Genomic DNA, 20,166 nt, shown 5'->3' with positions numbered 1-20,166 from the left:
GTAGGCTGAGGGGCGGTCCGTGCGCGGACCGCCCCGATTGCCATTCTCGGAAGGCTGCACGTGTTCAGTGCCATCGCACGCATCTTCAAGACGCGCGACCTGCGTCGGAAGATCCTCTTCACGCTCGCGATCGTCGCGATCTTCCGGCTCGGGTCGTTCATCCCCGCGCCGTTCGTCGACTACAGCAACGTGCAGCAGTGCATCGCAGCGAACTCGCAGGCCACCGGCCTCTACCAGCTCGTCAACCTCTTCTCCGGCGGCGCGCTCCTCCAGCTGAGCATCTTCGCGCTGGGCATCATGCCCTACATCACCGCCGCGATCATCGTGCAGCTGCTGCGCGTGGTGATCCCCCACTTCGAGACCCTCTACAAGGAGGGCCAGTCGGGCCAGGCGAAGCTCACGCAGTACACGCGCTACCTCACGATCGCGCTCGGCATCCTCCAGTCGACGACGCTCATCACCGTCGCGCGCTCGGGCGCGCTCTTCTCGGCGACGGGCGGCCCCGCGCTGCCCCAGTGCCAGAACCTGCTGACGAACGACTCGTGGTGGTCGATCGCGCTCATGATCATCACCATGACGGCCGGCACCGGCCTCATCATGTGGCTCGGCGAGCTCATCACCGAGCGCGGCGTCGGCAACGGCATGTCGCTGCTCATCTTCACGTCGATCGCCGCGACCTTCCCCGGCGCGCTCGGCATCATCTTCGAGACGCAGGGCTTCAGCACCTTCATCATGGTGCTGCTCACCGGCGTCCTCATCATGGCGCTCGTCGTGTTCGTCGAGCAGTCCCAGCGCCGCATCCCCGTGCAGTACGCGAAGCGCATGGTCGGCCGGCGCATGTACGGCGGGCAGTCGACGTACATCCCGATCAAGGTCAACATGGCCGGCGTCGTGCCCGTCATCTTCGCCTCGTCGCTGCTGTACCTCCCGGCGCTCGTCGCGCAGTTCAACATGCCGGCCGACGGCACCGCCCCCGCCGACTGGGTGCTGTGGGTGCAGGCGAACTTCACGACCGGCGACCACCCGCTCTACATGCTGGTGTTCTTCCTCCTCATCGTCGGGTTCACCTACTTCTACGTCGCGATCACCTTCAACCCGGAGGACGTCGCCGACAACATGAAGAAGTACGGCGGCTTCATCCCCGGCATCCGCGCGGGCCGGCCGACCGCCGAGTACCTCGACTACGTGCTGACCCGGATCACGTTCCCCGGCTCGATCTACCTCGGGCTCGTCGCGCTCATCCCGCTCATCGCGCTCGCGACCGTCGGCGCGAACCAGAACTTCCCGTTCGGCGGCGCATCGATCCTCATCATCGTCGGCGTCGGCCTCGAGACCGTCCGCCAGATCGACGCGCAGCTGCAGCAGCGCCACTACGAAGGGCTCATCCGCTAAATGGCGAACCTCCTCATCGTCGGCCCGCCCGGAGCGGGCAAGGGCACGCAGGCCGCTCGGATCGCGTCGGCGCTGCAGGTGCCCGCGGTGTCGACCGGCGACATCTTCCGCCAGAACATCAAGGAGCAGACCGAGCTCGGCAAGCGGGTCACGGCCATCCTCGACGCGGGGGAGTACGTGCCCGACGAGCTCACGAACGAGCTCGTCGACGACCGCCTCGCGCAGCCCGACGCCGAGCAGGGCTACCTGCTCGACGGCTACCCGCGCACCGCGGGCCAGGTCGAGTACCTCGACGGCGTGAACCTGCGCCGGGGCGAGCAGCTCGACGCGGTCATCCGCCTGCTGGCCGACACCGACGAGGTCGTGCGCCGGCTGCTCGCGCGCGCGGTCGAGCAGGGCCGCAGCGACGACACCGAGGAGATCGTCCGCCACCGCCTCGACGTCTACGAGCGCGAGACGGCGCCGCTCATCGCGATCTTCGAGGAGCGCGGCCTCGTCGTCGAGGTCGACGGCATCGGCGCGGTCGACGAGGTCACCGAGCGCATCCTCGCCGGGCTCGCCGAGCGCGGCATCCGCGCCTGATGCGCGGCCGCGGCCCCTACAAGTCGCGGCGCGAGCTCGCCGCGATGCGCGAGCCCGGCCGCATCACCGCCCTCGCGCTCGAGGCCGTGGCTGCGGCGGTCGCACCGGGCGTCACGACGCTCGAGCTCGACGCGATCGCCGAGCGCACGATCCGCGAGCACGGGGCGGTGCCGAACTTCCAGCTCGAGCCCGGCTACGAGCACACCCTCTGCACCAACGTGAACGACGTCGTGGTCCACGGGATCCCGAGCGCGACGCCGCTGCGGCCCGGCGACCTCGTGACGATCGACTGCGGCGCGACGAGCGGCGGCTTCCACGGCGACGCGGCGATCACGGTGCTCGTGCCCGGCGGCGACCCGGCGGTCGCGGAGGCGCGCGCGCGGCTCAGCGAGGTCACGCACGACGCGCTGTGGGCCGGCATCGCGGCGCTCGCGCGCGCGAAGCAGCTCGGCGAGGTCGGCACCGCGATCGAGGAGCACATCGAGGCGAACAGCGACTTCGGCATCAGCGAGGACTACATCGGCCACGGCATCGGGCGCGCGATGCACGAGGAGCCGCCGGTGTTCAACTACCGCACCCGGGTGATGGGGCCCGCCGTCAAGCCGGGCCTGTGCGTGGCGATCGAGCCGATCATCCACGCGAAGGGGATCGAGACGACCGTCGACGCGGACGGCTGGACGGTGCGCAGCGCCGACGGCGCGGACGCGTGCCAGTGGGAGCACTCGGTCGCCGTGCACTCGGGCGGCATCTGGGTGCTGACGGCGCTCGACGGGGGCGCCGAGCGCCTCGCGCCGCTCGGCGTCGTGCCCGTCCCGATCCCGGACCGCTGACCGGATCCGACGCGCTGCCCCGGTGGTAGCGTGGGGCCGATCCGGCCCGCCCCGAGCACGGCTCAGGGCCTCCCGCGGCGCCGGGCCCGTCGGCGAGGGGAGCAGCGGTGGGTGAGCGCACCGTCGTGGTGGCGTCCGCCCACGGCCTGCACGCCCGGCCGGCGGCCCTGTTCGCCCAGGCCGCGGCACGCGCATCCGCGCCCGTCACCGTCGCCGCGGGCGACAAGCGCGTCAACGCCGCGAGCATCCTCTCGGTGCTCTCGCTCGGGGTCGACCGCGGCGAGACCGTGACGATCGCCTCCGACGACGAGGCGGCGCTCGACGAGCTCGAGCAGCTGCTCTCGATCGACCACGACGCGTGACCCGGCCGCCTCGCGCCGAGCGGTCGGCCAGAATGGCAGCGTGACGATCGAGCGGGCGACGCCGTGCTGAGCAGCCGGGGGAGGGAGCGCGGGCGCGCGAGCGCGCACCCCCGGCAGCGACTGCTCCACGGGTGGGACTGGGCGGATGTGCGGATCGAGCTCGAGGAGCTGCGTCCGGGGACCCGGGTGCTCGCCTCGGCGGGCGCGGGCGAGGTCGTCGCGGCGCTCGCCGCCGCGGGTCACACCGTCTCGGCCATCGCCTCGAACCGCACGCAGCTCGACTACGCGAGGCGCCGCGTCGCCGGCGGGCCCTTCGAGCCCGGCGCCGCCGAGCGGCTGTTCGACCTGGGGCGGGGGATGATCCGCGCCGCGAGCCCCGCGTGGAGCCGCAGGCGGGTGCGGCAGTTCCTGCACGAGGATGACCCGCTGCGCGCGGCCGAGCACTGGAAGGCGCGGCTCGACAACCGCACGCTCGCATCGATCCTGAAGACGATGCTCGGACCGGCGGGCACGCTCACGGCGCTCGTGCTGCGCGACTTCGCGACCCCGCTGCCCCCGCACTTCGACGAGGCGATCCGCGGGCGCATCGGCCGCGCGCTGCGGAAGCACGCGCCGAGCGACAACCCGTTCGCGTGGCGGCTGCTGCTCGGGGAGGAGTGGCCCGGGCACCGCCTGCCGGCCGTCGCGCCCGACGCGATCCGCTGGATCGACGAGCCCCTGCTCGACCACCTCGAGCGCGCCGAGCGCGGCGCGTACGACGCGATCACGATCTCCAACGTCATCGACGGCGCGGACGAGCGCTGGGTGCGGGACCTCCGGAAGGCGGCCATGCGCGCGCTCGTGCCGGGCGGGCCCCTCATCGCGCGCTCGTTGGCCACCACGATGGACGACGAGGCCGCGAAGCGCGCGCGCCGCGATCGGGCGATGCTGTGGGGCTCGATCGTGGTGCACCGCGCGGTGGAGCCCTAGGGCCACCGCGCCGCTTCCCCCGCCAGTGCGACACGCCCGGCTTGCGCAGAGCGTGCGAGCACGCGTAGGCTTGATCGTTGGTGTCGTGCGCCCTCTGCGCGCGACACTCGCATGACCGGCAACCAGGACTTGTAGAAGAGGATATGGCCAAGAAAGACGGCGTCATCGAGATCGAAGGCTCGGTGAGCGAGGCGCTCCCCAACGCGATGTTCCGCGTGGAGCTCTCGAACGGGCACATCGTGCTCGCCCACATCTCCGGCAAGATGCGGCAGAACTACATCCGCATCCTCCAGGGGGACCGGGTGATCGTCGAGCTCAGCCCGTACGACCTCACCCGCGGCCGCATCGTCTACCGCTACAAGTAATCCCGGCTGCTGGACAAGGAACGGCTCGCGCAGATCGCGCGTGCACGAGGCCAGCGAGGAAGCAACATGAAGGTCAACCCCAGCGTCAAGCGGATCTGCGACAAGTGCAAGGTCATCCGCCGGCACGGTCGCGTGATGGTCATCTGCGACAACCCCCGTCACAAGCAGCGCCAGGGCTGAGCCCCCGGCTCACCTGCGTGAGCGACGAGCACAACTGAACACGAACCTGCAGCGGTAAGAGCTCCACGCGAGCGACACCTTGGGGAGAGGCCCAGGCACCTCCGCTGCTCCACACCTCTCACACTCCTGAGGAGACACACGATGGCACGCATCGCAGGTGTCGACATCCCGCGCGAGAAGCGCGTGGAGATCGCACTGACGTACATCTACGGCGTCGGCCGCACCCGGTCGATCGCAACGCTCGAGGCCACCGGCATCGACCGCAACACGCGCGTCAAGGACCTGACCGACGACCAGCTCGTCGCGCTCCGCGACCACATCGAGGGCACGTTCAAGGTGGAGGGCGACCTGCGCCGCGAGGTGGCCGCCGACATCCGCCGCAAGGTCGAGATCGGCTCGTACGAGGGCATCCGCCACCGCCGCGGCCTCCCCGTGCGCGGTCAGCGCACGAAGACGAACGCGCGCACCCGCAAGGGCAAGAAGCAGACGGTCGCCGGCAAGAAGAAGGCCGGCCGCTAGGCCGCGTGGAGGTAGAGAAACATGGCAGCTCCCAAGTCCGCGGTCCGCAAGCCGCGCAAGAAGGACAAGAAGAACATCGCCGTGGGCCAGGCCCACATCAAGTCGACGTTCAACAACACGATCGTCTCGATCACCGACATCACCGGCGCCGTCGTCACGCAGGCTTCGGGCGGCGCGGTCGGCATGAAGGGCTCGCGCAAGTCGACGCCCTACGCCGCGCAGCTCGCCGCGGAGTCGGCTGCGCGCCAGGCGCAGGACCACGGCATGAAGAAGGTCGACGTCTTCGTGAAGGGTGCCGGCTCGGGCCGTGAGACGGCGATCCGCTCGCTCCAGGCCGCCGGCCTCGAGATCGGCGCGATCCACGACGTGACGCCGCAGGCGCACAACGGCGTCCGCCCGCCGAAGCCCCGCCGCAACTAGTCGCTCCTGCCGGGCAGGCGGTCCGCGCCTGCCCGGCATTCCGCCGTCACTGAACACGCGAGTCATATAGCGGACTCGCGACCGAAAGGAACCGACACGTGCTGATCGCCCAGCGCCCCACTGTCTCCGAGGAGTCCATCGCCGAGCACCGCTCGCGGTTCACGATCGAGCCGCTCGAGCCCGGCTTCGGCTACACCCTCGGCAACTCCCTCCGCCGCACCCTCCTGTCGTCGATCCCCGGCGCCGCCGTCACGAGCATCCGCCTCGACGGCGTGCTGCACGAGTTCTCGACGATCGCCGGTGTCAAGGAGGACGTCACCGAGATCATCCTCAACATCAAGCAGCTCGTCGTCTCGTCGGAGCACGACGAGCCCGTCGTCGCCTACCTCTCGCGCCAGGGCGCGGGCACGGTGACGGCCGCCGACATCACGACCCCCGCGGGCGTGGAGATCCACAACCCGGAGCTCGTGCTCGCGACCCTCAACGACTTGGCGAAGCTGCAGCTCGAGCTCACGATCGAGCGCGGCCGCGGCTACGTCTCGGCAGCGCAGAACCGCGACGAGTTCGCCGAGGCGGGCGTCATCCCCGTCGACTCGATCTACTCGCCCGTGCTCAAGGTCACCTACCGCGTCGAGGCGACGCGTGCCGGTGAGCGCACCGACTTCGACTCGCTCGTCGTCGACGTCGAGACGAAGCCGGCGATCTCGCCGCGCGACGCCATCGCGTCGGCGGGCCGCACGCTCGTCGAGCTGTTCGGCCTCACGCGCGACCTGAACGCCGAGGCAGAGGGCATCGAGATCGGGCAGGCGCCGGCCGAGGCGATCGGCTCGGGCGAGCTCGCGACGCCCATCGAGGAGCTCGACCTGTCGGTGCGCTCGTACAACTGCCTCAAGCGCGAGGGGATCAACACGGTCTCCGAGCTCGTGGCGCTGAGCGAGACGCAGCTGATGAACATCCGCAACTTCGGCCAGAAGTCGGTCGACGAGGTGCGCGACAAGCTCACCGAGCTCGGCCTCTCGCTCAAGGACGCGGTGCCCGGCTTCGACGGCGCGCACTTCTACAGCGGTTACGACGAGGACGCTCGCTGACGCGGGCCGACTGACAACTAGAGGGACTAGAGAACCATGCCCAAGCCCACCAAGGGTCCCCGCCTCGGAGGCGGTCCGGCGCACGAGCGCCTGCTGCTCGCGAACCTCGCGGCCGCGCTGTTCACGCACAAGTCGATCAAGACGACCGAGACGAAGGCCAAGCGCCTCCGCCCGATCGCCGAGCGGCTCATCACGTTCGCCAAGCGCGGCGACCTGCACGCGCGCCGTCGCGTGCTCGCCGTGATCGGCGACAAGGGCGTCGTGCACGAGCTGTTCACCGAGATCGCTCCGCTCGTCGCCGAGCGCGAGGGCGGCTACACGCGCATCACGAAGCTCGGCTTCCGCAAGGGCGACAATGCCCCGATGGCGCAGATCGAGCTTGTGCTCGAGCCCGTCTCGAAGAAGCCGTCGAAGTCGAAGGCCGCAGCTGCCGCGTCGACCGCCGCCGCCGACCAGGAGGCCGCGGAGGCCAAGGCCGCCGAGGCCAAGGCCGCCGAGGCCGAGGAGGAGTCGGTCGAGGCCGACGCCGCCGAGGCGCAGGAGGCGACCGCCGAGGGCGAGCAGGTCGCGGCCGAGGCTGCCGACGCCGAGGCCGTCGAGGCCCAGGACGCGACGCAGGACGCCGCGACCCAGGCAGAGGCGCAGGCGCGCGAGAACCAGTAGTCCAGGACGACTGCTCGAAGGGCCCCGCTCCGGCGGGGCCCTTCGTCGTGCGTCAGCGGCGCGCGCTGAGCGCCGCGGTGCGCTCTTCGGCGGCGGCGATCTCCGCGGCGGCGAGCACGAGCCCGAGGTGCGAGAACGCCTGCGGGAAGTTCCCCCAGTGGCGGCCGGTCGCCGGGTCGATCTCCTCCGCGAGGAGCCCGACGTCGTTGCGGAGCGCGACGAGCCGGTCCATGAGGGCGCGCGCGTCGTCGAGCCGCCCGCACTGCGCGTAGGCGATGACGAGCCAGAAGCCGCACAGCACGAAGGGGTGCTCGTCGCCCGCGAGGCCGTCGACGCCGGTCGTGCGGTAGCGCAGCGGCAGCCCGTCGACGAGCAGCTCGCGCTCGATGCGCGCGATCGTGCCGAGGAAGCGCGGATCGTCGGGCTCGACGATGCCGATCGTCGCGAGCTGGAGCAGCGAGGCGTCGACCTCGCTCGTGCCGTAGTGCTGGCGGAACGAGCCGGTGGACTCGTCGAAGCCGCGCGTGAGCACCTCCTCGCGCAGCGCATCCCGCAGCTCGATCCAGCGGTGCGGGTCGCCGTCGTGCCCCGCCTCGACCGCGCGCACGCCGCAGTCGAACGCGGCCCACATCATCGCGCGCGAGTGGGTGAAGTGCTGCGGCGCCCCGCGCATCTCCCACAGGCCGTGGTCGGGCTCCTGCCAGTGCGACGCGAGCTCGTCGAGCAGCGCGCGCTGCATGTGCCACGAGTCCTGGTCGTCCTCGAGGCCGACCTCGCGCAGCCGCTGCAGCGTCAGCATGACCTGCCCGAGCACGTCGTGCTGCCGCTGGTCGGCCGCGCCGTTCCCGATGCGCACCGGCCGGGCGCCGCCGTATCCGGGCAGGTGCGGCAGCTCCCGCTCGAGCAGGTCGCGCCCCCCGTCGCGCCGGTACATGATGCGCATGTCCTGGGGGTCGCCCGCGATCGCGCGCAGGAGCCAGTCGCGCCACAGGCGCACGCGCCCGCCGAGCCGCACGGCGAGCATCGCGTCGACCGTGAGGGACGCGTCGCGGAGCCATGTGAACCGGTAGTCCCAGTTGCGGATGCCGCCCGGGTCCTCGGGGAGCGACGTCGTGGGGGCGGCGAGGATCCCGCCCGTCTCGGCATCGGTGAGCGCGCGCAGCACGAGCACGCTCGTCTGCACGGCCTCGAGGTAGGGGCCCTCGTAGTCGAGCTCCGCGAGCCACTCCGCCGACTCCTCGACGGTCGTGCGCACGAGGGTCGCCTCGCCGATGGGCTCGGCGATCGGGCGCCAGGAGTGCTGCCAGCACAGCTCGAACACGAACCGGTCGCCCTCCCGCACCGCGAGCGTCGAGCGGTGGCTGTGCCCCGCCGCGCGCGGCAGCGGGTCGGCCCACAGCACGAGCCGGTCCGGGCCCGCGATCGCGACGAGCACCTCCTGCCCCCGGTCCTGCACGCGGCGGAACCACGGCGGCACGGCCCCGTACCCGAAGCGCACGACGAGCTCGTGCTCGAGCTCGACCTCGCCGCGCACGCCCTCGATGATGCGCACGACGTCGGCCCGCCCGTCGGACGTCGGCATCGCATCCGTCACCCGGACCGTGCCCGTCGCGGTCTCGTGCGTCGTCTCGAGCACGAGGCTGCCGGGCAGGTAGCGCCGCGTCGACGTCGCCTCGCCGGTCGGGCCGATGCGCCAGTGGCCGTTGCGGCGGTCGCCGAGGAGGGCCGCGAAGCACGCGTGCGAGTCGAAGTGCGGCAGGCACAGCCAGTCGATCGAGCCGTCGCGGCCGATGAGCGCCGCGGTCGATCGATCGCCGATCATGGCGTAGTCGTCGATGGGCTGCGGATGCGCCGGGGCGTGCATGGCGGGAGGCTACCGACCTGACCTCGACGTCGCGTCGATGCGGGCCACCGCGGCCGCGCGCGATCGATCGCGGCGCGCGCCAGGCCGGGCGGATGCGCGTGCATAGGCTGGTGCGCATGCCGCGCCTCCGCCTCGACCTCGCCTACGACGGCGGCGGGTTCTCGGGATGGGCGGCGCAGCCGGGGCTGCGCACGTGCCAGGGCGAGATCGAGCGCGCGCTGTCGACGATCGCGCGCGAACCCGTGCGCGTGACGGTCGCGGGGCGCACCGACGCGGGCGTCCACGCGAGCGGGCAGGTCGCGCACGCCGACGTGCCCGAGTCGCTCGAGGTCGTGCCGCAGCTCGCGAACCGGCTGTCGCGGCTCGCGGCGCGCGAGGGCGACCTCGTGGTGCGCTCGATCGCGATCGCCGCGCCGGGCTTCGACGCGCGCTTCTCGGCGATCTCCCGCTCCTACCGCTACCGGATCGTCGCGAGCCCGACGCCGGACCCGCTCGAGCGCCGCACCGCAGCGCACGTGGCGCGGCCGCTCGACGTCGACGCGATGCGCCGCTGCGCCGAGGCGCTCGTGGGCCTGCGGGACTTCGCCGCCTTCTGCAGGCCGCGGGAGGGCGCGACGACCATCCGCGAGCTGCGCGCGTTCTCGTGGGCGCTCGAGGGGGAGGTGCTCACCGCGTCGCTCACCGCGGACGCGTTCTGCCACTCGATGGTGCGCGCGCTCGTCGCGGCGTGCGTGCGGGTGGGGGAGGGCCGCCTCGGCCTCGCCGAGGCCGCGGCGCTGCTCGAGGAGCGCCGGCGCTCCCCGCTCACGGGGCTCATGCCCGCGCACGGGCTCACGCTCGTGGGCGTCGGGTACCCGCCCGACGACCTGCTCGCCCAGCAGGCCGAGCGCGCCCGGGCGCGACGCAGCGCATCCGATCTCGACGACGCCTGAGGCCTGTCCCGATCAGGCGGCGAGCAGCGACGCGAGCTCGTCGACGCTGTCGACGATGCGCGTCGCGCCGGCGGACTCGAGCTCGGCGCGGCCGCCGTAGCCGTACGCGACGCCGATCGAGGGCATGCCGAGCTCGCGCGCCGACGCGATGTCGTGCACGCGGTCGCCGACCATCACGAGCTCGGCCGCGGGCAGGCCGATCGACGCCACGGCTCGGGCGATCGCCGCGGCCTTAGAGTGGCTCGCCTCGCCCTCGATGCGCCCGTGCACGCCCCGGAAGCGGTGACGGAGCCCGTAGTGCTCGACGACGGCCTCGGCGTCGCGCTGCAGCTTGTGCGTCGCGACCGCGAGCGGCACGCCCGCGTCATCGAGCCGCGCGACGAGCGCCTCGATGCCGGGGTAGAGCGTCGAGTCGAGGAGCCCGCCGTCGGCCATCGTCGCGCGGAAGGCCGCGAGCGCGCGCTCGACCTCCTCGGGGCTGCGCCCGGCCTCGGCGAGCACGGTGCCGATCGGCGGGCCCAGCCAGCGCAGCAGCTCGTCGTCGTCGGGCACCGCCCAGCCGACGTGCTCGTGCATGCGGCGGAGGCTCGCGAGCAGCCCGCGCTGGGAGTCGGTGAGGGTGCCGTCGAGGTCGAAGACGATGCCGCGGGGAGTCATGTCCACCCAGTCTCCCAGGCGCGGCCGTCCCCCATCGTGCGGGTCCGCCCGCGTCGTAGGATCGAGCGCCGGGCTCGGGCGCTCGGCGGCGCTGCCGGGCAGCGCCGGCACAGAGCGATCAGGAGTGGTCATGTCGGAGCAGGCGTCGTTCGATCAGGTCTTCCGCGGGTACGACCGGGAGCAGGTCGACAGCGCGGTCGCCGCGCTGCGGAGCGAGATCGACGAGCTGCGGCGCACGAGCGAGGCGCGCAGCCTCGAGGCGGAGGCCCGCGCGCAGCACCTGAGCGAGGACCTGGACGCGGCGGTCGCGCGCGCCGACCAGGCGGAGGCGCGCATGCTGCGCCTCGCGCAGCAGGTGCAGACGCTCGACGAGGACGAGGCGGCCGAGGGCGAGGAGGACTCGAAGGACGGCCGCCAGACGCGCGTGCGCTTCGCCGAGATCCTGCGGGTCGCCGAGGACCAGGCGTCGTCGCTCGTCGAGAACGCGTCCGCCGCCGCGCAGCGGATCCTCGACGACGCGAATGCGGAGCGGGACCGCATCCGCCGCGACGCGCAGGAGGAGGCCGCGCGGGTGCTGCAGGAGGCCCAGCACGAGGCCGAGCTCACGCGCCGGCGCAGCGAGACCGAGCAGACCGCGCACCGCGCGCGCATCGAGACCGAGCTGGGCTCGCTCGGCGAGAAGGTCGCGCAGGCAGACCGCGAGGCGCAGGTGCTGCTCGGCGAGGCGGAGCGCGCCGCGGCGGCGCTCCGCGCCCAGGTGACGCGAGAGACCGACGACCTCAAGCTCGACGCGGACCGCATCGTGCGCGAGGCGAAGGCGCGCCGGGTCGAGCTCGACGCCGCGCTCACCCGTCGGCAGGACGACGCGCAGCAGGAGTTCCTGCGGCTGCACAACCAGGCCGTCGCGCACGCCGAGCGCATCACCGCCGACGCGAACGAGAAGGTCGCCTCCGCGCTCGCCCACGCGAAGCACGTCGCCGAGCAGTCCGAGGCGTACGAGCAGCTCTCGAAGGCGCAGGCCGCCCAGGTCGAGGCGAGCGCCAAGGCCCGCGCGTCGGCGATGCTCGACGAGGCGCGGCAGCGCTCGCAGGCGATCGTCGACACCGTCACGAAGCACACGAAGGACGTGCTGCGCGACGCCGAGGACCGCGCGCGCGGCCTGCGCTACCAGCAGACGCAGCTGACCGGCTTCATGGCCGAGGTGCAGTCGCTCATGCACGTCGCCGACGCCGCCGACCCGCGCACGTGGAGCTCCGCGGGGGCCGAGGCGGCGACAGGCGACGAGCCGGAGTCGTCGCCCTCGGCGCTGCCCGCCGTCGCCGCCGAGGATCGGGCCGTCGTGCCCGACGCCTTCACCGCATCCGCCCCCGACGTCGACCCGCTCGACGGGCTCGTGCTCGAGCAGCCCGTCGAGGCCGAGGCGATCGACGACGAGCCGGCCGAGGAGGCCACGACAGAGCAGGTGATCGACGTCGTCTGGCACGAGGACGAGGAGGAGTACGACCCCTCGATCGACCGCTGACCGCCGCGCCGCCGGCCCTCGCTTGACCGAGCGGCTGCGGAACGGCTATGCTCGATCCTTGGTGCGCACAGCCTGTGCCCGCCCGAATGAGCCCTCCACCGGATCGTTGCCCGGCATCGCCCGCAACACCTCGGAGTGGGATTCACGACCATCCATTCGATCAGTGAGGCACACATGACTCGCACGTACACGCCCAAGGCGGCGGACGTCCAGCACGGCTGGGTCGTCATCGACGCCACCGACGTGGTGCTCGGCCGCCTGGCCAGCCACGCCGCCGCGATGCTCCGCGGCAAGCACAAGCCGACGTTCGCCCCCCACATGGACATGGGCGACTACGTCATCGTCGTCAACGCCGAGAAGGTCGCACTGACGGGGCAGAAGCTCGCCAAGAAGGTCGCCTACCGCCACTCGGGCCAGCCCGGCGGACTCAAGGCCACCGGCTACGAGGAGATGCTCGAGCGCTACCCCGTGCGCACCGTCGAGAAGGCGATCCGCGGCATGCTCCCGAAGAACTCGCTCGGCCGCGCCCAGATCAAGAAGCTCAAGGTCTACGCCGGCCCCGAGCACCCGCACGCGGCGCAGCAGCCGACCCCCTACACGTTCGACCAGGTCGCCCAGTAGGGCGCGAGGAGACACCAGACATGGCGAAGATCGCAGACTCCATCGAGGCTCCCGAGAGCTTCTCGACCGAGACGCCGGCCGCTGAGGCTCCCCGCGCGCCCCGCGTCGTCAACATCGGCGGCCAGGCCGTCGGCCGCCGCAAGCAGGCCATCGCCCGCGTGCGCCTCGTGCCGGGCTCCGGCTCGTTCACGGTCAACGGCCGCACGCTCGAGGACTACTTCCCGAACAAGCTGCACCAGCAGCTCATCAACGACCCGTTCACGCTCCTCGAGCTGCAGGGCTCGTACGACGTGATCGCCCGCATCTCGGGCGGCGGCCCCTCGGGCCAGGCCGGCGCGCTGCGCCTCGGCATCGCCCGCGCGCTCAACGAGATCGACGTCGAGAACAACCGCCCGGAGCTCAAGAAGGCCGGCTTCCTCTCGCGCGACGCTCGCGTCATCGAGCGCAAGAAGGCCGGCCTCAAGAAGGCCCGCAAGGCACCGCAGTACTCGAAGCGCTGATCGATGTCGCGCCTCTTCGGCACGGATGGGGTTCGGGGTCTCGCAGGCCTCGACATCACGGCAGAATCGGCGCTGGCGCTGGCACAGGGCGCCGCACTCGTGCTCGGGCGAACCGCCCGGCAGGAGTCGCGGCGCCCTGTCGCCGTCGTGGCGCGGGACCCGCGGATCTCCGGTGAGTTCATCGCCGCGGCGGTCTCGGCCGGCCTCGCCTCGAGCGGCGTCGACGTGCTCGACGCCGGCGTCATCACCACGCCGGCCGCCGCCTACCTCGTGCAGGACATCGACGCCGACTTCGGCGTGATGGTCTCCGCATCGCACAACCCGGCGCCCGACAACGGCATCAAGTTCTTCGCGAGGGGCGGGCGCAAGCTGCCGGACGCGGTCGAGGACCAGATCGAGGCGGCGATCGCCGAGCCGCCGCTGCGCCCGATCGGCGCCGAGGTCGGCACCATCCGTCGCTTCGCCGACGCCGAGGACCGCTACCTCGTGCACCTGCTCGGCACGCTCGACGTCAGTCTCGAGGGCCTCCACGTCGCCCTCGACTGCGCCCACGGCGCCGCGGCGGGCGTGAGCCCTCGCGCGTTCGCCGACGCGGGCGCGAAGGTCACCGTCATGGGCAACGACCCGGACGGCCTCAACATCAACCGCGAGGTCGGCTCGACGCACCTCGAGCAGCTGCGCGAGCTCGTGCTCTCGTCCGGCGCCGACCTCGGCATCGCCCACGACGGGGACGCGGACCGCTGCCTCGCGATCGACGCCGACGGCAACGTCGTCGACGGCGACCAGATCATGGCGATCCTCGCGCTCTCCGGGAAGCGCCGCGGCCGCCTCACCGACGACACCCTCGTCGCGACCGTCATGTCGAACCTCGGCCTGCGGGTCGCGATGGAGCAGCACGGGATCCACCTCGTGCAGACCGCCGTCGGCGACCGCTACGTCCTCGAGGCGCTCGGGGAGTACGGGCTCGCGCTGGGCGGCGAGCAGTCGGGGCACATCATCTTCTCCCGCTACGCGACGACCGGCGACGGCATCCTCACCGGTCTGCAGATCGCCGCGGAGATGGCGCGCACGGGCAAGCCGCTCGGCGAGCTCGCGGCGGTCATGGAGGTCTACCCGCAGGTGCTCGTCAACGTGCCCGGCGTCGACCGCCTGGGCCTCCGCGGCAACCAGCCGATCGCCGACGCGGTCGCTCGCGCCGAGGCCGAGCTGGGGTCGAACGGGCGCGTGCTGCTGCGGCCGTCGGGCACCGAGAAGATGGTGCGCGTCATGGTCGAGGCGCACGAGCGCCACATCGCGCAGTCGATCGCCGAGGAGCTCGCCGAGCTCGTGCGCTCCGAGCTCGCCGTCAGCGCGTAGCAGGCGACAGCGGCCGCCCGCTCCGGCCGTCCGCCGCGAGCGGGCGCTGCCGCTGTCAGTCGCGCGCGGCCGCGTCGCGCGGCGCGGACGGGTGCCTGGCCCGGAACGCCGCGACGTTCGTGCGCGACTGGCACCGGGTCGAGCAGAAGCGGCGCGACCGGTTGCGCGAGAGGTCGAAGAACATGCGCTCGCAGCGGTCGTCGGCGCAGCGGCTGCAGCGCGCGAGGTCGTCGAGCCGCACGAGGTCGGCGAGCGCCATGGCCGCGTCGACCGCGATGACGTCGGCGAGCGGTGCGCCGGCGGGGAGGCCGTGCAGGTGCCAGTCGGAGTCGTCGTGGCGCGCGAGCCGGGGCCGCGCGTCGGACTGCTCGAACACCCTGTTCACGAGGGCGGCGACGGTGTCGCGGTCCGCGTCCCACATGCGCTCGATCGTGGGCAGCACCGCCCAGGTCGCCTCCGCATCCGCCTTCGTCACGGTGCTCGTGCCGGGGAAGCCCCACTCGGCGCACAGCCGGCGCAGGCTCGCCGCGGTCGTGAGCTCGCCCTCGCGACGCCGGTTGCAGACGTCGGCGATGAACTCGAGCGAGCGGACGAGCTCTCGGGGATACGGCGGCGCCATGCGTGCACCTCGGCTAGGATCGCGACTGTCTGGCCCGACGGCCATGACACGTGCCGCCGAGGTGAGCACGATGCTAGCCCAGCACGGAGAGCCGTCAATGCAGTCACGCCGTCCGCTCGGCCTCGCCTTCGCCCTCGCGAGCTCCGCGTCGTTCGGCCTCTCGGGCATCTTCGCGTCGGCGCTGCTCGACAGCGGCTGGAGCTCGGGCGCGGTCACGACGGTGCGGATCGGCGGCGGCGCGCTCGTGCTGCTCGGCCCGACGCTGTGGCTCCTCCGCGGCCGGTGGGATGCGGTGCTGCGGTCGTGGAAGGAGGTGCTCGTGCTCGGCCTCCTCGCGGTCGCGCTCTGCCAGCTCGCCTTCTTCAGCGCGGTCGCCTACATCGAGCCGTCCCTCGCGCTGCTCATCGAGTTCCTCGGCCCCGTGCTGCTCGTCTTCTTCACGTGGGCGGTCTCGCGGCGCGCGCCCGCGTGGCTCACGCTCGCGGGCGCCGGCGTCGCGCTCGTGGGGCTCGGCCTCGTCTCGGGCATCGGCGGGGAGGCGCTCCACCCGATCGGCGTGCTGCTCGCGCTGGGCGCGGCGGTCGGCAACGCCGCGTACTGGGTCGCGGCGTCGAAGCATTCGGAGCTCCACCCCATCGCGCTCGCGGGCCTCGGGCTGATCGTCGGCGCCCTCGTGCTCGGGGCGGCCTCGGCGACCGGGCTGCTGCCGTTCCGCGCGACGCTCGACACGGTCGTGCTCGCCGGGCAGCCGCTGCCCGCCCTCGCGGTGCTCGCGCTGCTCGTGCTCATCGCGACCGCGTCCGCGTACGTGCTCGGCATCCTCGGCGGGCGGCGGCTCGGCGCGACGCTCTCGAGCTTCGTCGGCTACTCGGAGCCGATGTTCGGCATCCTCTGGACGGCCGCGCTCCTGTGGATCCTGCCGACCCCGGTGCAGTGGCTCGGCGCCGCGGCGATCATCGCGGGGGTCGTCCTCGTGCGCTTCGGGCAGAGCGGCCGCTCCCAGGCGGCGCGCTCGCCGAACGCGGTCGAGGGCGTCCCCGCGCCCTGAGCGGCGCCTGCGGCACGTGAGTGGCGCCTCGGGCACGTGAGTGGCGCCTCGGGCACGTGAGTGGCGCCTCCGGGATCTGACTGCGGCCTTCGGACCCGGCCCGGAGCAGAACTCAGTTGAGCGCGGAAGGCGCCACTCAAGCACGGGAGGCGCCACTCAAGCGCGGGAGGCGCCACTCAAGCGCGGGAGGCGCCACTCAAGCGCGGGAGGCGCCACTCGATCGCGGGAGGCGCCACTCACACGCCAGAGGCGCCACTCGATCGCGGGGCGCGCGGCGCGTCAGAGCTTGCGGAGCAGGACCGAGCGGATCGTGTGGTCGTCGTCCTTGCGCAGTACGAGGTCCGCGCGCGAGCGCGTCGGCAGGATGTGCTCGACGAGGTTCGGGCCGTTGATCGAGTCCCAGATGTCCGACGAGTACGCGCGCGCCTGGGCGTCGGTCATGTCGGCGAAGCGGTGGAAGTACGACAGCGGGTCCTGGAACGCGGTCTCCCGCAGCGTGAGGAACCGCTCGACGTACCACTCCCGGATCGCGCGCGTGCGCGCATCCACGTAGACCGAGAAGTCGAACAGGTCCGACACCGCGAGGTGCGACCCCGTCGGCGGCGGCTGCAGCACGTTGAGCCCCTCGACGATGAGGATGTCCGGGCGGCGCACGACGATCTCCTCGCCCGGCACGATGTCGTACACGAGGTGCGAGTACACCGGCGCCCGCACCTCGGCCTCGCCCGACTTCACGCGCGTGATGAACTGCAGCAGCGCGCGCCGGTCGTACGACTCGGGGAAGCCCTTGCGCCCCATGATCCCGCGCTGCTCGAGCACGCGGTTCGGGTGCAGGAACCCGTCGGTCGTCACGAGGTCGACCCGCACGCCCTCCCAGCGGCCCAGGAGCTCCTTGAGCAGGCGCGCGGTCGTCGACTTGCCGACCGCGACCGAGCCGGCCACGCCGAGCACGAAGGGGGTCGGATGCGCGGGGGCGCCGAGGAACTCGGTCGTCTCGCGCTGCAGGCGGGCGGCCGACTCGCGGTAGAGGCTGATGAGCCGCGAGAGCGGCAGGTACACCTCGGCGACCTCGCGGAGCTCGAGCCGGTCGCCCGTGCCGCGGATGCGCCGCACCTCGGCCTCGGTGAGGGGGTCGGGCACGTGCGGGGCGAGCCGCGCCCAGTCGGCGCGCTCGATCTCGACGAACGGCGAGTGGATGGGGTGCGACATCGCCCGCGACTCTACCGCCGCTAGGATCGGGGGCATGTGTGGGATCGTGGGGTACACCGGTGAGCGCAGCACGGTCGACGTGCTGCTCGAGGGGCTCTCGCGGCTCGAGTACCGCGGCTACGACAGCGCCGGCGTCTCGGTGCTCGACGGCGACCGCATCGCGCTGCGGAAGAAGGGCGGCAAGCTCGCCGTGCTGCGCGACAGCCTCGAGCACGCGCCGCTGCCCGAGTCGGCGACCGGCATCGGGCACACGCGCTGGGCGACGCACGGCGGCCCGACCGACGAGAACGCGCACCCGCACCTCGGCGACGAGGGCCGGCTCTCGCTCATCCACAACGGCATCATCGAGAACTTCGCCGAGCTGCGCGCCGAGCTCGAGGCCGCGGGCGAGCAGTTCGCGAGCGAGACCGACACCGAGGCCGCCGCGAAGCTCCTCGGCCGCGCCTACCGCGAGACCGGCGACTTGACGAAGGCGATGCAGCAGGTCGTGCACCGCCTGCACGGCCAGTTCACGCTCCTCGCCGTGCACGCCGAGCAGCCGGGCGTCGTCGTCGGCGCCTCGCACAACTCGCCGCTGCTCGTCGGCTACGGCGACGGCGAGCACTTCCTCGGCAGCGACGTGAGCGCGTTCGTGAAGTTCACGCCGAGCGCCGCCGCCCTCGACAACGACCAGATCGTCACGATCACGACCGACAGCGCATCCGTCACCGACTTCGACGGCAACCCGGTCGAGCCCAAGCGCTTCGAGGTGGACTGGGATGCGTCGGCCGCCGAGAAGGGCGGCTGGGACTCCTTCATGCGCAAGGAGATCTCGGAGGGCCCGGAGGCCGTCGAGAACACGCTGCGCGGCCGCCTGCACGACTCCGGCGTCGACCTCGGCGAGCTCGGGGTGCTCGACGACGAGACCCTGCGCGGGATCGACCGCATCGTCATCGTCGCGTGCGGCACGGCGAACTACTCGGGCCTCGTCGGCAAGTACGCGATCGAGACGTGGGCGCGCGTGCCCGTCGAGGTCGACCTCGCGCACGAGTTCCGCTACCGCGACCCGGTGCTCGACGAGCGCACGCTCGTCATCTCGATCTCGCAGTCGGGCGAGACGATGGACACCAAGATGGCCGTGCAGCACGCCGTCGCGCAGGGCGCGCGCACGCTGTCGATCTGCAACACGCAGGGCGCGACGATCCCGCGCGAGTCGGAGGCGGTGCTCTACACGCACGCGGGCCCCGAGGTCGCGGTCGCGTCGACGAAGGCGTTCCTCGCGCAGGTGATCGGCCAGCTGCTGTTCGGCCTCCACCTCGCGAAGGTGCGCGGCACGATGACCGACGAGGCCATCGCCGCCGTCGTCGCCGAGCTCCGCGAGCTCCCCGGGGAGCTCCGCCAGGTGCTCGCCGAGCAGGACGCGATCCACGAGCTCGCGCACTGGATGGCCGACAGCCGCTCCGTGCTGTTCCTCGGCCGCCACGTGGGCTACCCGGTCGCCCTCGAGGGCGCGCTCAAGCTCAAGGAGATCAGCTACATCCACGCGGAGGGCTTCGCGGGCGGCGAGCTCAAGCACGGCCCGATCGCGCTCATCGAGCCCGGCCAGGTCGTCTTCGTCGTCGTGCCGAGCCCGCGCAACGAGCCGCTGCTGCACTCGAAGATCGTCTCCAACATCCAGGAGATCCGCGCGCGCGGCGCCCGCGTGATCGCGGTCGCCGAGGCGGGCGACGCGGCGGTGCTGCCGTACGCCGACGTGGTGCTGCGCGTGCCGCTCACGCTCCCGATGCTCGAGCCCGTGCTGCAGGTCGTGCCGCTGCACATCTTCGCGCTCGAGCTCGCGACCGCGAAGGGGCTCGACGTCGATCAGCCGCGCAACCTCGCGAAGTCCGTCACCGTCGAGTGAGCCGCGACGACGGATGACCGGGGTGGGCTCGTGATCGTGGGGCTCGGCGTCGACGTCGTCGACCTCGCGCGCTTCGAGCGAGCCGTCACCCGCACACCGACGCTCAAGCCGCGGCTGTTCGCTCCCGAGGAGCTCGTGCGGCCCGACGGCGGCGAGCGCGGCCTGCACTCGCTCGCCGCGCGCTTCGCGGCGAAGGAGGCCGCGATCAAGGCGCTCGGCGCGAACGCGGGGATGCGGTGGGTCGACCTCGTCGTCGTGCAGGCGGTGGGCGGCGAGCCGGCGCTCGAGCTCCGCGGCACCGCGGCCGAGCGCGCGGCCGCCATCGGCGCGACGCGCGTGCACGTGTCGATGAGCCACGACGGCGGCGTCGCGACGGCGACCGTGATCGCGGAGCGCTGATGCGCGTCGAGGTCGACACCGCCGCGATCGCGGCGAACGTGCGGGCGCTCGCCGCGCGCGCCGGCGTGCCGGTGTGCGGGGTCGTGAAGGCCGACGGCTACGGGCACGGGGCGCTCGCGGCGGCGCGCGCGATGCTCGACGGGGGAGCGGCGATGCTCGGCGTCGCCGACCTCGCGGAGGCGCTCGC

At 72.6% G+C, this 20,166-nt stretch carries 24 protein-coding genes; 20 read left to right on the top strand and 4 right to left on the bottom strand.

Annotated elements, in window-relative coordinates; genetic code table 11:
- Positions 1-60: 60 nt before the first annotated feature.
- From secY to rplQ, 11 genes are all read left to right on the top strand, one after another.
- The gene (secY, locus tag NWP09_RS03155; protein ID WP_258274089.1) at positions 61-1,392 is read left to right on the top strand and encodes a preprotein translocase subunit SecY; all 1,332 of its coding nucleotides are present in this window, start codon (positions 61-63) and stop codon (positions 1,390-1,392) included.
- Entirely contained in the window at positions 1,393-1,974 is a 582-nt protein-coding gene (locus NWP09_RS03150; RefSeq protein WP_258274088.1) for an adenylate kinase, read from the top strand.
- Positions 1,974-2,804, top strand: a complete 831-nt coding sequence (gene map / locus NWP09_RS03145) for a type I methionyl aminopeptidase (RefSeq protein ID WP_258274087.1) — start codon at positions 1,974-1,976, stop codon at positions 2,802-2,804. The genes NWP09_RS03150 and map overlap by 1 nt, the downstream gene beginning before the upstream one ends.
- 107 nt (positions 2,805-2,911) lie before the next feature.
- The gene (locus tag NWP09_RS03140) at positions 2,912-3,166 is read left to right on the top strand and encodes an HPr family phosphocarrier protein (RefSeq protein WP_258274086.1); all 255 of its coding nucleotides are present in this window, start codon (positions 2,912-2,914) and stop codon (positions 3,164-3,166) included.
- A gap of 63 nt (positions 3,167-3,229) precedes the next feature.
- Complete coding sequence (locus NWP09_RS03135; protein ID WP_258274085.1) at positions 3,230-4,135, top strand: BtaA family protein; 906 nt, start codon at positions 3,230-3,232, stop codon at positions 4,133-4,135.
- A 143-nt stretch (positions 4,136-4,278) separates the two neighbouring features.
- Positions 4,279-4,500, top strand: coding sequence for a translation initiation factor IF-1 (infA, locus tag NWP09_RS03130; RefSeq protein WP_021010861.1), 222 nt, complete (start codon positions 4,279-4,281; stop codon positions 4,498-4,500).
- A 66-nt stretch (positions 4,501-4,566) separates the two neighbouring features.
- Positions 4,567-4,680 (top strand): 50S ribosomal protein L36, encoded by a 114-nt coding sequence (rpmJ, locus tag NWP09_RS03125; protein ID WP_168626223.1) that lies wholly within the window; start codon positions 4,567-4,569, stop codon positions 4,678-4,680.
- Between the two features lie 141 nt (positions 4,681-4,821).
- Complete coding sequence (gene rpsM / locus NWP09_RS03120; RefSeq protein WP_258274084.1) at positions 4,822-5,199, top strand: 30S ribosomal protein S13; 378 nt, start codon at positions 4,822-4,824, stop codon at positions 5,197-5,199.
- A 21-nt stretch (positions 5,200-5,220) separates the two neighbouring features.
- Entirely contained in the window at positions 5,221-5,619 is a 399-nt protein-coding gene (gene rpsK, locus NWP09_RS03115; RefSeq protein ID WP_128190176.1) for a 30S ribosomal protein S11, read from the top strand.
- Between the two features lie 98 nt (positions 5,620-5,717).
- Positions 5,718-6,707: a DNA-directed RNA polymerase subunit alpha gene (locus NWP09_RS03110; RefSeq protein WP_258274083.1), complete on the top strand. Its 990-nt coding sequence runs from the start codon at positions 5,718-5,720 to the stop codon at positions 6,705-6,707.
- Positions 6,708-6,743: 36 nt separating this feature from the next.
- Positions 6,744-7,370 carry a 50S ribosomal protein L17 gene (gene rplQ / locus NWP09_RS03105; RefSeq protein ID WP_258274082.1) on the top strand — a complete coding sequence of 209 codons (627 nt, stop codon included), beginning with the start codon at positions 6,744-6,746 and terminating at the stop codon, positions 7,368-7,370.
- Positions 7,371-7,422: 52 nt separating this feature from the next.
- Here rplQ and NWP09_RS03100 read toward each other — a convergent pair whose 3' ends face one another.
- Complete coding sequence (locus NWP09_RS03100; protein WP_258274081.1) at positions 7,423-9,234, bottom strand: glycoside hydrolase family 15 protein; 1,812 nt, start codon at positions 9,232-9,234, stop codon at positions 7,423-7,425.
- Positions 9,235-9,350: 116 nt separating this feature from the next.
- On the opposite strand from NWP09_RS03100, the gene truA reads away from it, so the two are divergent.
- Positions 9,351-10,166: a tRNA pseudouridine(38-40) synthase TruA gene (truA, locus tag NWP09_RS03095; RefSeq protein WP_258274080.1), complete on the top strand. Its 816-nt coding sequence runs from the start codon at positions 9,351-9,353 to the stop codon at positions 10,164-10,166.
- A 12-nt stretch (positions 10,167-10,178) separates the two neighbouring features.
- Here truA and NWP09_RS03090 read toward each other — a convergent pair whose 3' ends face one another.
- A complete protein-coding gene (locus NWP09_RS03090) occupies positions 10,179-10,823 on the bottom strand; it encodes an HAD hydrolase-like protein (protein ID WP_258274107.1) in 645 nt (214 codons plus the stop codon).
- A 130-nt stretch (positions 10,824-10,953) separates the two neighbouring features.
- On the opposite strand from NWP09_RS03090, the gene NWP09_RS03085 reads away from it, so the two are divergent.
- From NWP09_RS03085 to glmM, 4 genes are all read left to right on the top strand, one after another.
- Positions 10,954-12,345 (top strand): cell division initiation protein, encoded by a 1,392-nt coding sequence (locus NWP09_RS03085; RefSeq protein ID WP_258274079.1) that lies wholly within the window; start codon positions 10,954-10,956, stop codon positions 12,343-12,345.
- A 174-nt stretch (positions 12,346-12,519) separates the two neighbouring features.
- Positions 12,520-12,966 (top strand): 50S ribosomal protein L13, encoded by a 447-nt coding sequence (gene rplM / locus NWP09_RS03080; protein ID WP_258274078.1) that lies wholly within the window; start codon positions 12,520-12,522, stop codon positions 12,964-12,966.
- 20 nt (positions 12,967-12,986) lie between these two features.
- Positions 12,987-13,466, top strand: a complete 480-nt coding sequence (gene rpsI, locus NWP09_RS03075; RefSeq protein WP_021010850.1) for a 30S ribosomal protein S9 — start codon at positions 12,987-12,989, stop codon at positions 13,464-13,466.
- A 3-nt stretch (positions 13,467-13,469) separates the two neighbouring features.
- Entirely contained in the window at positions 13,470-14,822 is a 1,353-nt protein-coding gene (gene glmM / locus NWP09_RS03070) for a phosphoglucosamine mutase (protein WP_258274077.1), read from the top strand.
- Positions 14,823-14,877: 55 nt separating this feature from the next.
- Here glmM and NWP09_RS03065 read toward each other — a convergent pair whose 3' ends face one another.
- Entirely contained in the window at positions 14,878-15,441 is a 564-nt protein-coding gene (locus tag NWP09_RS03065) for a CGNR zinc finger domain-containing protein (RefSeq protein ID WP_258274076.1), read from the bottom strand.
- Positions 15,442-15,538: 97 nt separating this feature from the next.
- On the opposite strand from NWP09_RS03065, the gene NWP09_RS03060 reads away from it, so the two are divergent.
- Positions 15,539-16,489, top strand: coding sequence for a DMT family transporter (locus NWP09_RS03060; protein WP_258274075.1), 951 nt, complete (start codon positions 15,539-15,541; stop codon positions 16,487-16,489).
- A 279-nt stretch (positions 16,490-16,768) separates the two neighbouring features.
- On the opposite strand, the gene coaA is transcribed toward NWP09_RS03060, so the two are convergent.
- Positions 16,769-17,698 (bottom strand): type I pantothenate kinase, encoded by a 930-nt coding sequence (gene coaA / locus NWP09_RS03055; protein ID WP_258274074.1) that lies wholly within the window; start codon positions 17,696-17,698, stop codon positions 16,769-16,771.
- 34 nt (positions 17,699-17,732) lie between these two features.
- Between coaA and glmS the strand changes: the two genes are divergently transcribed.
- The 3 genes from glmS to NWP09_RS03040 all read left to right on the top strand — a co-directional run.
- The gene (glmS, locus tag NWP09_RS03050; RefSeq protein WP_258274073.1) at positions 17,733-19,580 is read left to right on the top strand and encodes a glutamine--fructose-6-phosphate transaminase (isomerizing); all 1,848 of its coding nucleotides are present in this window, start codon (positions 17,733-17,735) and stop codon (positions 19,578-19,580) included.
- A 30-nt stretch (positions 19,581-19,610) separates the two neighbouring features.
- A complete protein-coding gene (locus NWP09_RS03045; protein WP_258274072.1) occupies positions 19,611-19,979 on the top strand; it encodes a holo-ACP synthase in 369 nt (122 codons plus the stop codon).
- Positions 19,979-20,166: alanine racemase (locus tag NWP09_RS03040; RefSeq protein WP_258274071.1), on the top strand; the 188-nt coding region annotated here is incomplete at its 3' end. The genes NWP09_RS03045 and NWP09_RS03040, both read left to right, overlap by 1 nt.

The organism is Agrococcus sp. HG114, from assembly GCF_024723325.1.
GTDB lineage: Bacteria > Actinomycetota > Actinomycetes > Actinomycetales > Microbacteriaceae > Agrococcus.
Note: the sequence above shows the minus strand (reverse complement) of the source record. Positions and strands in the feature narration are given on the sequence as shown.

What these genes read in the sequence shown, in the direction of transcription:
- NWP09_RS03060 (WP_258274075.1), top strand. Translation starts at nt 15,539, where the DNA reads ATGCAGTCACGCCGTCCGCTCGGCCTCGCCTTCGCCCTCGCGAGCTCC.
- glmM (WP_258274077.1), top strand. Translation starts at nt 13,470, where the DNA reads ATGTCGCGCCTCTTCGGCACGGATGGGGTTCGGGGTCTCGCAGGCCTC.
- rpsI (WP_021010850.1), top strand. Translation starts at nt 12,987, where the DNA reads ATGGCGAAGATCGCAGACTCCATCGAGGCTCCCGAGAGCTTCTCGACC.
- map (WP_258274087.1), top strand. Translation starts at nt 1,974, where the DNA reads ATGCGCGGCCGCGGCCCCTACAAGTCGCGGCGCGAGCTCGCCGCGATG.
- infA (WP_021010861.1), top strand. Translation starts at nt 4,279, where the DNA reads ATGGCCAAGAAAGACGGCGTCATCGAGATCGAAGGCTCGGTGAGCGAG.
- rpsK (WP_128190176.1), top strand. Translation starts at nt 5,221, where the DNA reads ATGGCAGCTCCCAAGTCCGCGGTCCGCAAGCCGCGCAAGAAGGACAAG.
- rpmJ (WP_168626223.1), top strand. Translation starts at nt 4,567, where the DNA reads ATGAAGGTCAACCCCAGCGTCAAGCGGATCTGCGACAAGTGCAAGGTC.
- glmS (WP_258274073.1), top strand. Translation starts at nt 17,733, where the DNA reads ATGTGTGGGATCGTGGGGTACACCGGTGAGCGCAGCACGGTCGACGTG.
- NWP09_RS03065 (WP_258274076.1), bottom strand. Translation starts at nt 15,441, where the DNA reads ATGGCGCCGCCGTATCCCCGAGAGCTCGTCCGCTCGCTCGAGTTCATC.
- rpsM (WP_258274084.1), top strand. Translation starts at nt 4,822, where the DNA reads ATGGCACGCATCGCAGGTGTCGACATCCCGCGCGAGAAGCGCGTGGAG.
- NWP09_RS03085 (WP_258274079.1), top strand. Translation starts at nt 10,954, where the DNA reads ATGTCGGAGCAGGCGTCGTTCGATCAGGTCTTCCGCGGGTACGACCGG.
- truA (WP_258274080.1), top strand. Translation starts at nt 9,351, where the DNA reads ATGCCGCGCCTCCGCCTCGACCTCGCCTACGACGGCGGCGGGTTCTCG.
- rplM (WP_258274078.1), top strand. Translation starts at nt 12,520, where the DNA reads ATGACTCGCACGTACACGCCCAAGGCGGCGGACGTCCAGCACGGCTGG.
- NWP09_RS03150 (WP_258274088.1), top strand. Translation starts at nt 1,393, where the DNA reads ATGGCGAACCTCCTCATCGTCGGCCCGCCCGGAGCGGGCAAGGGCACG.
- rplQ (WP_258274082.1), top strand. Translation starts at nt 6,744, where the DNA reads ATGCCCAAGCCCACCAAGGGTCCCCGCCTCGGAGGCGGTCCGGCGCAC.
- NWP09_RS03090 (WP_258274107.1), bottom strand. Translation starts at nt 10,823, where the DNA reads ATGACTCCCCGCGGCATCGTCTTCGACCTCGACGGCACCCTCACCGAC.
- NWP09_RS03100 (WP_258274081.1), bottom strand. Translation starts at nt 9,234, where the DNA reads ATGCACGCCCCGGCGCATCCGCAGCCCATCGACGACTACGCCATGATC.
- coaA (WP_258274074.1), bottom strand. Translation starts at nt 17,698, where the DNA reads ATGTCGCACCCCATCCACTCGCCGTTCGTCGAGATCGAGCGCGCCGAC.